The sequence below is a fragment of the Paenibacillus sp. L3-i20 genome, from assembly GCF_022180385.2.
GTDB lineage: Bacteria > Bacillota > Bacilli > Paenibacillales > Paenibacillaceae > Pristimantibacillus.
On record NZ_BQME02000001.1, the window covers coordinates 224,154 to 236,904 of the forward strand.

Sequence of the window (12,751 nt, forward strand, 5' to 3'; positions counted from 1 at the left end):
AGGGAGGTGATTTCATGAAAAAAACGTGGCAACAACCTCAATTGGAGGTTCTAAACGTCAATCAAACAATGGCCGGCCCTGGTACTGCAAAACCAGATGCGCTGCAAACAGATCCTGACGAGCCGGTAAACTACAGCTAGTAAACCTGCAATCCTCGTAGTATAACCAACCTGATGCCCTTATTCTATTTCAAATAAGGGCATCTCCCACCACACAAAAATAAGGTTCGATAAATGAGGCGATCATCCTGATAATTTTGGAACACAAGTTCTGCTACCATTCGTTCGGGCTACACATTCTGAGTGAACTTCCATTACCAGAACTACCTGAATTGCCGAGCTCTCGGTATGGCCAACTTGAGAATGCTCCTGCGCTTACTATTTCAAAGCAACAACTTACAACAAACTGGAGTGATCTTCAGCCAATAAGTGAGTACATTGCTATAGTAGACGATTCGGTTTATCTTCGAGTACCCGACACAGCAATATTCACCATGCATAAAGGCGAATCCATTCTAATTTCTCCCGTACCACACGCCAATATGGACAAAATAAGACTCTATATATTAGGTACTTGTATGGGTATTATTTTAATGCAAAAAAACATCCTTCCATTGCATGGCAGCGCAATTGCGCTTAATGGAAAAGCTTATGCCATAGTCGGACATTCAGGAGCAGGTAAAACTACACTTACTTCCTATTTAATTGAACGAGGTTATCAATTATTGAGCGATGATTTGATCGCAGTTACATTCGATAACAATAATAGAGCTCTTGTCATGCCTGCTTATCCCCAGCAGAAAATATGGCAACAAACAATTGATATGCTTGGTATGAACAATGAAGGGCTAAAACCTTTATTTGATCGGGAAACAAAATTTGCTGTTCCAGTTAAAAGCTTCTGTAGCGAACAATTGCCGTTAGCTGGCATCTTTGAACTAGTTAAAAACGACAATGACGCGGCCAGTCTCTCTCCAATTCAAGGGTTGGAAAGATTCCATACTCTGCTTCAACATACATTTCGCAGTTTTCTGATCAAACAATTAGGTCTCCTCGATTGGCACTTCCATACACTAACACGATTTGCCAATTTAATCACAATGAATCGACTATCTAGACCAATTTCAGGTGACAGCTTAAATGAATTGGGCGAATTACTGCTTCAATCAATCCATAGGAGTGAATAAAAAATGAAAACGGAGCAACTTTCCAAAACATCAATCGTGTCATCCTCTAAGCAAAATATAGTTAGCGATATGGGTGGCGAGAAAGTGATGTTAAGTGTTACAAACGGAAACTATTATAATTTAGGTCATATTGGCGGTCATATCTGGGATGCGATTGCTGAGCCAATTTCAATTGAAGAGCTAATCAATACATTAATGGAACAGTTTGAAGTGGATCGGGAGCAATGTGAAAGTCATGTAGAATCATTTTTAGATCATTTGCGAAAGGAAGGTTTAATCCTTGTTCATGAACAAGATTCGAGTGCTGTTAAAGCTTGATCAACATACTCTCCTCTTATTCATTGAGGCCTTTATCTATTTAGCGATTGCTCGCCTGCTATTACTGCGTCCATTTATGAAGATTGCCCCCTCGCTTGGTGCTCGTACAGAAGTAACCCCGGAAATTTGCGAGGATAAGCAAGTTCAACGTCAATTGAAGAAAATAGCTTCAGCAATCGACATTATGAGTCGCAATACATTTTGGGAAAGCAAATGTTTTGTTCGTGCTATAGCATGTATGAAAATGCTTAAACGGCGAAACATCTCTAGCACTATTTATTTAGGTACTGGGAAAGATGAACATGGCAAACTAATCGCACATGCTTGGCTTCGCAGTGGTCCTATCTATTTAAGCGGTGCTGAAGTGATGAAAGAATTTGTTGTGGTTGAAACTTTCGCGAGTAAGGCAAGTTTTACAGCCTAATGATCATTCATATTGGCTATTGAAACGGAAGGGGATCACCATGAAATATATTATGCATTTCATTAAAAAGCTGCACAAGTATTCAGGTGCCGCTTTATATCGCAACGTATTTGGTATGGTGAGCAGCAGTTTTTTGGAAAGTATTGGTGTCTTACTATTAGTACCACTACTTGGTCTCATTGGTCTTGTGAGTCTTGACGTTGGCGGAGGGTATTTCACTTGGATATCTGATCGTTTAAGTCAAGTGAGTCCAATGGTAGCATTACTTATTGTCCTAGCCATTTATGTCTCCGCAACTACTCTGCACAATCTTATTCATCGTCATGTTATGATCCGAAATGTAGCGATACAGGGTCAATTCGGTAGGCAGCTTCGTCTCGATACCTATCGCGAGCTGCTACAATCGGATTGGCCTTTCTTTCTGCGCAAAAGAGGATCAGATCTTGTCAATGTGCTTACTCTTGAGCTTGCAAGAGTGCTAGGCGCCGTTAATACATCACTACAGCTACTCGCTTCGGTCATCTTTACCGTTATCCAGATCGGAATTGCGTTTTGGCTATCCCCTCTACTCACTATATTTGTATTAGTATGTGGCGGAATTTTAGCACTAGCATCCAATCACTTTATTAAGACTTCTAGGCGACTTGGAGCTCAAACATCCACTAATGCTCAAAACTACTTAGCAGGAATAACTGATCAAATAAATGGGATGAAAGACATCAAAAGCAACACAATGGAACATGCTAGGCTGGAATGGATGGATGATTTAACACAAAGCATTTTCCGAGAGCAGATGGCCTATATTAAATTAAGGATGAACTCCAATCTTCTCTACAAAACAGCATCCATTTTGCTCATTGCCGGTTTTATCATAGCTTGTTTTGCGCTTTTCAAAACGCAAGGTGTAGAACTTTTAACGATAACTGTTATATTTGCACGGCTATGGCCGAGATTTACGTCCATACAATCCAACCTGGAATCTCTTTCTTCATTGATCCCCTCTTGCAGAGCTTTAATGGAATTAAAAGAAGAATGTGTGCAATCTGCGGAAAATGTGTCTGTAGGCTTAACTACGAGCAATCGACTGACCATTACACAACATATTGAATGCCGCAAGCTCAGCTACAAATATAATAAAGCGGATTCCCAATACAATTTGAAGGACATCAGCCTCTATATTAAAGCTCATTCAACAACTGCAATCGCTGGTGCTTCAGGTGCTGGAAAAAGTACTCTGATTGATTTGATCATGGGACTAATTAGTCCTGACAAAGGACAAATTCTTATCGATGGCCAGGCAGTTACAGATAACAATTTATTCGCATACCGCCAAACAATTAGCTATGTGTCACAAGACCCCTTTTTGTTCAATACAACAATTAGAGAAAATATGGAGTTGATCGTACCGGGTGTTACTGATGAAGAAATTTGGCAAGCTTTGATGTTTGCTTCTTGCGATACGTTTATAAAGGGGCTTCCGAATGGACTAGATACACTTATTGGGGATCGGGGAGTTCGACTATCTGGTGGGGAGAGACAAAGACTAGTACTTGCAAGAGCAATTATTCGCAAACCTTCTATCCTCGTTCTTGATGAAGCTACCAGTTCACTTGACGCGGAGAACGAACGAAATATTCAAGAAGCTATTGATCGACTAAAAGGAACAATGACCATTATCATCGTTGCTCACAGATTGTCTACATTGCGTGGGGCTGATCAGGTTTATGTACTACAAAATGGAGAACTCGTGGAACAAGGGAAATTTACTCAACTAGCGGGGGATCAAGAGGGTTACTTCGGTCGTTCGCTTCATCTTCAAACTGAATCGGTAGTATCATCATTTTAAATAAGTAATGATTCCCTCACTATTACTTTCGTATTTTCAATAAATTCGTTATAATAGAAAAAAATAATGCAGCTAAGCATTAACGGGGGAGTCTAATTTGATCGGACAACGTATTCAGATGCTTCGCAAACGGAAGGGCTTATCGTTAACGGAGTTGTCACTGCGAGCTGGAGTCGCTAAATCTTATTTAAGCTCCATCGAAAGAGGACTCCAGCAAAACCCTTCCATACAATTTCTAGAAAAAATAGGCGAAGTATTAAACATCCCTGTTGAAGAATTTGTTAATAGTGATCAATCCGATCGTCCTGCTGACGGGCTAGATAAAGAATGGGGAGAATTAGTCCGGGAAGCGATGGCTTCCGGCGTCAGCAAAGAACAATTCAAAGAATTTCTGGAATTCAACAAATGGAAATCCAATCGCGAATAGCGCCGTATTCTTATACAGCGCTTTCCTGTAATCTATCTTTCCCCTCTTCTTGAAGAACACGAAGTGCCTTACTCACTTCTTCGATAGTAAGCCCCTTTGCGCGTGCGCGCAAAATAAGATCTACCCATTCTTCATCCAGTTCCATTTGATTGTCCGTATTAAATAGTGTCATCCTCATATCCCCCAATTTATTGGGGCCGGTTGCACCACTGACTCCATGCGCTTAAGGTGCCCATATAATAAACGCATTTCCTCGTCTCCCAATTCCAATTTATTTTAACTACATAACTATAGTAGCCTACTTAAATTGCATTTACTGTCGGTTCATGTCTCCATTTTTTGATATATTGCTTCTTAATTTGTCGAAAATATTAGAAACTTATTTTTGAAATCGCATTCATTGCTGTTTTTTTAAATACGCTCTTTAAGTAGTACTTCCGTCCCAGCTTATATAAATGGTCATATCCCATCTCCCGAATAGCCCTAACAAAATGTGGTGAGCATCGGATTGCTGCAGGTTCATAATTTACGCTTTCCATTACTACAGGGTGAATACAATATTGTGCGATCAATGAGATGCGTTCTTCTTTGGATAAATTGCTAAGAAATAGATTTTTTAAGCAGGCACTGATCGAGTTGAGAAGCATCAATCTAATGCCAAATAAGTGGTAGTCTTGATCATGAGCATAGTGTTTAAGTACAACTTCTTTCTGAATTTCATATCCAGTCACTACATCGTGAAATAGATAAGGCATGTAACGACTTGTATAACCACCTAATCGGTAATAATAAAGGGCGTCGGGAATAATTTTGACCTTTTGAGCCTGAATGAACATCTCTAAATTGTTAAATAGATCATCTCCGAAAAAGTGCAGCCTAGATACAAAATGATTACTTGTAAGTAACAGCTCACGTTTATATAACTTGCCGTGCAATTGTACCGGAAAAGGATGACCATGTAGGAAAGCAGGAATCAAGTCATTAAAAATTTCTTCTTCGGCATACACTTGCTCTTTTTCAAAATAGTAACTATTATTGTATTTCCTTATCCATCTAGAACTTCTAAGTACTTTAACTATATTGCACACAGTAATATCGATATCTTCTACTTCAGCTATGCCTACTAGTTTCTCAACAATTGCTGGATGTATCCAGTCATCTGCATCAACAAACATAATATAGGGGGAATTTGATAACTCTACGCCTCTGCGTCTAGCAGCTATACTTCCTGAATTGTGCTGTTGATACATGTGAATTCTATCATCGCTCTTTTCGTATTGTCTCCCTATACTAACGCTGTTATCACTGCAGCCGTCATCAATAAGCAATAGTTTCCAATCCTTGAACGTCTGATTCAAAATAGATTGTATACAGCAATGCAGCTTCTCACCGACATTATAGATAGGAACGACGATACTAATCTTACTCACCTTTACACCTCGCATTGTATGTTCATCTGCTCATCTTCAATGGTTAGTACAATTCGTATTAATCAATCGCAATTAACCCTTCTGTCCAAATGCAACCAGTTCCTTATAGCCGTTTGGATTCATAGATTGCCAGCGCCAAGTATCACTGCACATCTCTTCGATCCCCTTCTCCGCAACCCATTGGAGTTCCGTATTAGCCTTTGTTGTTTCTGCATAACATATCGCGATATCACCAGATCTTCTGTCTGCAATACGATAAGGGATCGAGCGTCCCGATGCTTCTTGAAATGATTTGATCATTTCCAGAACACTATAACCCCGTCCATTGCCTAAATTGTATATGCTTACTCCCGTAGTCTGCTCAACTTTAATAAGTGCCTTTAAATGTCCTAAAGCTAAATCGACTACATGGATGTAATCCCTCACACCTGTTCCATCGAGCGTGTCATAGTCGTTCCCATAAACGTTCACCTCTGATAGTTTACCCACCGCAACTTGGGAGATGTATGGTACTAAGTTATTAGGTAAGCCACTTGGGTCCTCCCCGATTCGGCCGCTGCTATGAGCTCCAACAGGATTGAAATAACGCAATATAACGACACTCCAATTTGAATTAGATAACACGAGATCATGAAGCATCTGCTCAATCATTTGTTTCGTTCGTCCATATGGATTAATTGCGCCAATCGGTGCATTTTCGTCAATTGGCACTTGCTTAGGAACGCCATAGACGGTTGCGGAAGAACTGAAAATTAATTGTCTAACACCATTCGATTCCATAACCTCACATAATGTCATCGTACTCATCAAATTTTCATGATAATACTTAAGCGGAAATTGTACCGATTCTCCTACTGCTTTTAATCCTGCAAAATGAATAACTGCGTCAATCTGATGTTCCTTAAATACATAATCAAGTGACTCACGGTCCATCAAATCGATGAAATAGGAAGAGAAGTTTTTGTTCGTTATTTCAGACACTCGTTTTAATGCTTCTGGATGACTGTTTGACAAATTATCAACTACAACGATATCGAAACCCGCATTCAATAATTCAACACATGTATGACTACCGATATACCCCGCCCCGCCTGTAACTAATACCGTCAACTCTATCTCCTCCAACATTCTTATTTAATCATACGTTCTTTATTAAGAACATTGTAGCAGATAAAGGTAATTTTGTCTCTAATAACGAACACTTCTTCTCAAATAAGATTCATTGGGTATTAGCAGTCCACTATTAGCTCGAAATAAATGATGTATTCGTCCAATATGCAGGACGCTTACACATACATAAATGAGCGCATTACCATAAACTATATCGTTGAATGAAATAGAAAAGCGAGGTGAATCTATGTCATCTTCTATTCCAAACGGATATATCAATTTGAATGGGCAGCAGGTTAAAGTGTTTGACGCTTCATCACTTTCTGACGCGCTAGAGGCGATCTATGATCCGTCGCTGGGGAAAATAAAATCTTCTGCTATGCCAGATGATTTCGTTGGTATTATAGGACCTACAGGTTCTATTGGCCCTGTTGGACCGCAAGGAATACCCGGATTGCAAGGCCCAATTGGCGAACAAGGACTTCAAGGACAACCTGGTCAAACGGGGGCTACTGGACCTCAAGGGCCGCCTGGCATAAATACCATTTTTTCTGGAAACAGCTATACAATTGAAGTGGAGCGATGGGGAATTAGTAGTGGTCTGCCCAGCAAGCCCTATTCGACAAACACCTTTCTAATAGCGAACGGCAATGTAACGGGTATCAATAACGCCATTCAATGGGCTGCGACTAACGGCTTTAACAAGGTAATATTTCCAAAAAATGCGTACGCCATCTGTTATCCCTCCCCTATTCTCATCACTAACAATAATATGACTATAGATTTCAACGGTTCTACACTTAAGGTTATATTCGATTCCGATCAAAAGTCTCCATTCGACCCGCGTCCTTCCGCTTCCGATTACTTTAATTTTCCTGGTATGTATTCTGGCACGCCTGATGGCGTTAGTATCCTATTTCAAGGTGCACAGTATAGTCATGTGAAAAACGTTGTACTTATTGGATGCAAGGCAGATCGGAGCTTTACAAATAGTACTGAAGCTAGAGTCGAATGGACTCACGGCGTTCAATTGGCAAAAGGTACTGCTTATTGTACCGTAAGCAATTGCCAAATTAGCAGCTATATGGGTGATGGTATTTCTATTAACAACACAGCATTTTCTGAATATGCAGAGTTCGCACTTGGATTGACTGTTAATGAAGTTGATCTAATGACTGGTGCGTTGATTCCAACTACAAGTCAATCAATGGTATCGCAGTATTTATTCCTGCCGGTTACTCCTTACAGCAGCTTTCTGCTGGCAGGTGCAGGTTATACGCGTGTTACCGCTCTCAATATGAAGGAAGTCGATGTCATTTATTATCGAGCAGATAACAGCTATGTAACTCGATACTCCAACAAAAAAATATATACTCCGATACCCATCCCACCAGAAGCTAAAAAGATGAGACTATTATTTCGAAATGAGACTTCAACTACTAAAAACATGCAAATTATGATCAAGTACGGACTAACACCACACCATAATAAAGTAGAATACAATGAGATTTATAATACGCATCGTGGTGGCATTATGCTTGGTGGAAACTACAATCTCCTTCAGCACAACAGTATACATGATGGTACGGGATTATTGGACAGAAAACCTCTATTTACCGATTCAACTCGTTATGGCATTAATCAAGAGGACGCTTACGGCGATCACTCTATTATTCGTAATAATTTGATATATAATATGCACCATGGCATATTGCTCGGTTGCTGGTCTTCCGATATTACTAATAACCTTTTTTACAATTTAAGTGGAATCGGAATCAATCTATACACACTTCATTCTGCCAGCATTACCTCTAATTATCTTTACCGATGTCAATCAGGGATTGGCCTAATGAACACGATGGTATCTAATGCTCATATTGAAATTTCAAGCAATACGTTAGCTTACGTTACTAATCAAAGTACCAATGGTACTGGTTACGAGTTGTTTTTTGAACGCAATACGTTAATCGATGTTTCTAATTTCTTTTTTCAGGACGATGATAAGCACGTTTGCCGTGAAAATCGCTTCATCTGGACTGAATTCTTCGTAGGTATACCTTTTGTTACGGTCAACAAAATGGATGGATCTGTTCTAATTGGACTGGGGGCTCAAAGAGAAGTTTATTTGAGGGTCTACGAACAAATTGGTAACGTAATGAAAAATATTCATGCTCGTCTTGAAACAAGAAACCAAGGTACTAAAGCGGAGCAGGTCACCATAATGAAATGTAAATTTATTAACTGCATACTGAACAACCGAATTTACATGATGAAGCAACGTTATACGCTTATTCAATCGTGCGTTATGACTGATACGATTATCAAAATCGGTAATATTAACACCCCCGATCAATCGGCAATAACAAAAGTTGTCGATAGCTCCTTTATTACGAATGCAATTACCTATCTCGTGCTTAATGAAGCAAACGCTGGCATAGGACGAGTAGAAATCAATCGCTGCTCCATTGAAATTAACAACAATTCCTTTAGCTATTTAGTTACTAATTTCTATAGCACTGCAAATACAATTAGCGTTTATCTAAAAAATAGCACGTTATTGTATACAGGAGCGAGTCCATTAAATCTCACCTATTACGAAGCAAGTAAAAAAACGGCTATTCAAACATTTGCTAATGCACGAAATAGATACACAAACATTAATCTACCTGCCGGTGAAGCTGGAAAATATATCGATTACGATCCCGATATCGAAGGATTCCAACCTCCCGTATCCAGATATTGGTTTAGAGGTGACACTTACGGTCATGCTGCGCCAGTTCCAGGTGGATATAAAGGCTGGATATGCATATCTTCAGGATTTGGAAATGCTACTGAATGGAGGGCAAATTGGGCGGTCAATAAGGGTGACCAACTCAATGCAAATGGAAGAGTATACGAAGCTAAAAATGCGGGAACAACAGGTGCGACAAGACCACTTTGGCCAACTATTATAAATGCTACAGTCAACGATAACGGCATTGTGTGGAAAAATTCCGGAGATTTGGCACAGTTTGAGCTTTATGGACCGATTAACGATGATTAATTTTCATTAGCAAGTAAAAAACAAACTACTTTGAACTGTAACCCGAAACATAGACACTCAAACGTAAACGGCTAAAGCCGTCCTTTGGAGGTTTAGCTATCGTTTCGCGGAGAAAAATAAGTTATTTATAAGTAAAAAAACTTATAATTTCTTATATTCTCAATAAAAATGCACTTTTGTCGGGTTACAGTTTAGTTATTATTGTTCGCCTCTTTTTGTGTTATTTATTATTAATGAGAATGAACAGCTACCTTCTTTTTACGTGCAACAATGATTCTTCCTACTGAACGAATCAATCCTTTTTCGTATGCATTCATACCAGCAATATACATGATGACGCAGTAGATAATCATAAAAAGAACAATTTTAACAATAAGCAACCAAACAGCTTGTCCTGGAGCAATTAAATTAATCCCTGCTCCCAATAAAAGAATAGCTGATATCGGTATGGTCATCTTCCCAATCTCGCGCCAAAAAGCTGGAATGTCTAAACCAATCTTTTTATAATAGTAGATGTTAATAATGATTATATTGCCAATTATCATCGAAGCACCGGTCCCAATAGCACACCCAATACCCCCATACGCTTTCGCCAGCGGGATACTAACAGCAAGATTACCTAATGCGATTATTAAATACATAATGGAACGAAACGCAAGCCTATTTTGCGCCTGCAATATGATCAAGCCCATATTCTGTATAAGCGGTACTGTAAACGGACCGATCAGAATAAGTGCTATAATATAAGCTTCGGAATATGCTGGCCCCGCCCACAGTACGATAAACGCTTTTCCGAACAAAATAAGACCAGATAACATAAGACCAAGAATGATATATTGAATTCTCCCCACACGGACAAATAATTCCGAAAGCCCCTTCTCATCAGAATCCTTCACGACGATAGAAGTTACTCTAGGCAAGAACATTCCAGAAATCGCAGTTGAAAGCTGCATATAATACATATTGAGCTGAGCAGCAATTGCATATACTGACACTGCAGCAGAACCAGATATGCTGCCAAGAATCATTTGATCCTTCGTCCAGTAGATTTTATCTACAATGATTGCGAGGAATGTAAAGCCTGAGTAGACGAATATTTCTTTCATTTCTTTCCAATCGAACTGTTTGAAATACACTTTTATTTTCAAAACTTTCATACAGTAATACACGTTTACCCATAAAAATAATACATTAATTACTGTGTTTGCGATTACCATACCTAACGACTTGTGCCCCATGTAAAGCACTGCCAAAATAACGATAGGATTAAGTATGGTCCGAATTAAACCGATAACCTTAGCGAACACGAATCTTTCATGTGATACCATTACTGAACCAAAAACAGAAAAAGGAAATCCAATTGCTAAATTGAAGACGAGCAGCAGAAACATAACTTTGAAAATAGTAAACTCATCTCCAGACAAGCTTCTGCCGAACATCCCATCTAAAGCATATTGATAAATGAAATAACCTGCTACTATCGTCAATACACATATTGCAGTATTAATGACCATAAACATGCCGATCATATTGTATTCCTTGTCCTTATCGCCCAAGGCTCGATGCTTCGACAAATATCTGATACTAGCGTTTCCGAAACCAAGATCAATTAAGCTTAACGTTGCAATCATAGAACCTACAAGGGAATATAAACCATATTCCGATTGTCCAAGCATCCGGAGCATAATTGGTGTATATATTAGTCCTACAACATTGCTTAAAATAATGGTAACGTAAGACAGAACTGCTCCGGTTTTAAATTGATTGCTCATTACGACTTCCGTTTCAGGAGTTCTAGCAATTCATGGCTTGCGCGTCCTGCTCTTTCCTTATATTCCGGCATTATGTTGCGTAAATGCGCTCTTATATCATTTTCATTGTGCAAAATATAGTTAAAAGCTTCTATTAAATCTTCTTTCCCTTTCAAACTTTGAACAGCTATAACCATATTTTGTTCGGTTCCGAATATATCTCTAGCAATTCCTCTGGACTTAACAGAATAACCCAGTACCAAAGTAGGCACACAAGTGGAATAGGCTGCAATCGTTGCATGCGTTCTAGCTCCAATAAACATGCGACATTTAGAAATGACATATTTCATTTGCATACAATTGTATGGCTTGTCGATCAAAAATACTCTTTTGTTGCCCTCGAATCCTGAATACACCTCACGAATAACTTCTAGGTCATTGCTGTGATCCCAAAAAACATGAGGGATAAATACAACACTGGCATCTGTTTCTTCCAACAAATGATGGATAAAACTACGATACATTGCAATAACTTGTTCTTTAGATAGATCAGATTTAAAAATATATGGACTTACATTCACACCAATCGTATTTCCCTCTACAAAGGAGTCTGGCAACTCAACAGTTTCATAGTCAAGTTGGAATGCGGGATCAGGATAAAGCTTTGTATTTCTAGTAATTCCTTTGCGTTGCAACAATTCATAGGTTAAGCTTTCTCTTGCGACAATTAAGTCATATTGGGATAGATCAGTAATCATTTCCTCATCCATATTTTTTTCTTCAAGAGAACAGCCCCATAATGCCGTTTTAGCTCTTCTTTTTTTAGCTTCTTTATGGCTAAGATAGAGCCACTTGGAATCGGTATAGCAATAGTTGTCCCCACCAATAGAAACAGCAAGCGAATCTTCGTTAAAAAGTTTGTACAAGTTACGTTGTGCTAGTGTAATATAGCTATCGACATTACCAAATAGACGATTTTTAACAACCGCCCTCAAATGTTCGTACGATTTTCTTTTTACATAATTTTCATAAGGCACGATACCCATATCTTTTGATAATTCGACATCCAGATCTTCTTGCTTGTTGAGAGATCCTAGATAGACAGGATGATTATTAAGGCCTTCTTTCATTATTTTGAACGTTCCTCTTACAATGGCCTCGCAACCTCGATTACCGCTTCCTCCATGGCTGTATAAAACTACATTTTTCATCAGCG

At 39.0% G+C, this 12,751-nt stretch carries 12 protein-coding genes and 1 riboswitch; of the genes, 7 read left to right on the top strand and 5 right to left on the bottom strand.

The window, feature by feature from the left end:
* The first annotated feature begins 14 nt into the window (after nt 1-14).
* From MFF31_RS01075 to MFF31_RS01100, 6 genes are all read left to right on the top strand, one after another.
* Nucleotides 15-140, top strand: coding sequence for a paeninodin family lasso peptide (locus MFF31_RS01075; RefSeq protein WP_238186333.1), 126 nt, complete (start codon nt 15-17; stop codon nt 138-140).
* A gap of 116 nt (nt 141-256) precedes the next feature.
* On the top strand, nt 257-1,186 hold the full coding sequence (locus MFF31_RS01080) for a phosphoenolpyruvate carboxykinase (ATP) (RefSeq protein ID WP_238186334.1): 930 nt from the start codon (nt 257-259) through the stop codon (nt 1,184-1,186).
* 3 nt (nt 1,187-1,189) lie between these two features.
* The gene (locus MFF31_RS01085; protein ID WP_238186335.1) at nt 1,190-1,504 is read left to right on the top strand and encodes a lasso peptide biosynthesis PqqD family chaperone; all 315 of its coding nucleotides are present in this window, start codon (nt 1,190-1,192) and stop codon (nt 1,502-1,504) included.
* Nucleotides 1,473-1,928 carry a lasso peptide biosynthesis B2 protein gene (locus MFF31_RS01090; protein ID WP_238186336.1) on the top strand — a complete coding sequence of 152 codons (456 nt, stop codon included), beginning with the start codon at nt 1,473-1,475 and terminating at the stop codon, nt 1,926-1,928. Before MFF31_RS01085 ends, MFF31_RS01090 begins: the two co-directional genes overlap by 32 nt.
* 40 nt (nt 1,929-1,968) lie before the next feature.
* The gene (locus MFF31_RS01095; protein WP_238186337.1) at nt 1,969-3,774 is read left to right on the top strand and encodes an ABC transporter ATP-binding protein; all 1,806 of its coding nucleotides are present in this window, start codon (nt 1,969-1,971) and stop codon (nt 3,772-3,774) included.
* Between the two features lie 97 nt (nt 3,775-3,871).
* Nucleotides 3,872-4,201: a helix-turn-helix domain-containing protein gene (locus MFF31_RS01100; protein ID WP_238186338.1), complete on the top strand. Its 330-nt coding sequence runs from the start codon at nt 3,872-3,874 to the stop codon at nt 4,199-4,201.
* 10 nt (nt 4,202-4,211) lie between these two features.
* Here the strand turns inward: MFF31_RS01100 and sinI are convergent, their stop codons facing one another.
* The 3 genes from sinI to galE form a co-directional block, all read right to left on the bottom strand.
* Nucleotides 4,212-4,373, bottom strand: coding sequence for a DNA-binding anti-repressor SinI (gene sinI, locus MFF31_RS01105; protein ID WP_238186339.1), 162 nt, complete (start codon nt 4,371-4,373; stop codon nt 4,212-4,214).
* A 14-nt stretch (nt 4,374-4,387) separates the two neighbouring features.
* Nucleotides 4,388-4,471, bottom strand: a riboswitch (cyclic di-GMP riboswitch).
* Nucleotides 4,472-4,572: 101 nt separating this feature from the next.
* Entirely contained in the window at nt 4,573-5,631 is a 1,059-nt protein-coding gene (locus MFF31_RS01110) for a glycosyltransferase family 2 protein (protein ID WP_238186340.1), read from the bottom strand.
* A gap of 72 nt (nt 5,632-5,703) precedes the next feature.
* Nucleotides 5,704-6,741 carry a UDP-glucose 4-epimerase GalE gene (gene galE, locus MFF31_RS01115; RefSeq protein WP_238186341.1) on the bottom strand — a complete coding sequence of 346 codons (1,038 nt, stop codon included), beginning with the start codon at nt 6,739-6,741 and terminating at the stop codon, nt 5,704-5,706.
* 217 nt (nt 6,742-6,958) lie between these two features.
* Between galE and MFF31_RS25130 the strand changes: the two genes are divergently transcribed.
* On the top strand, nt 6,959-9,784 hold the full coding sequence (locus MFF31_RS25130; RefSeq protein ID WP_282570404.1) for a right-handed parallel beta-helix repeat-containing protein: 2,826 nt from the start codon (nt 6,959-6,961) through the stop codon (nt 9,782-9,784).
* Between the two features lie 230 nt (nt 9,785-10,014).
* On the opposite strand, the gene MFF31_RS01130 is transcribed toward MFF31_RS25130, so the two are convergent.
* Nucleotides 10,015-11,556, bottom strand: coding sequence for a lipopolysaccharide biosynthesis protein (locus tag MFF31_RS01130; protein WP_238186342.1), 1,542 nt, complete (start codon nt 11,554-11,556; stop codon nt 10,015-10,017).
* Nucleotides 11,556-12,746: a polysaccharide pyruvyl transferase family protein gene (locus MFF31_RS01135; RefSeq protein WP_238186343.1), complete on the bottom strand. Its 1,191-nt coding sequence runs from the start codon at nt 12,744-12,746 to the stop codon at nt 11,556-11,558. The genes MFF31_RS01130 and MFF31_RS01135 overlap by 1 nt, the downstream gene beginning before the upstream one ends.
* Nucleotides 12,747-12,751: the final 5 nt, after the last annotated feature.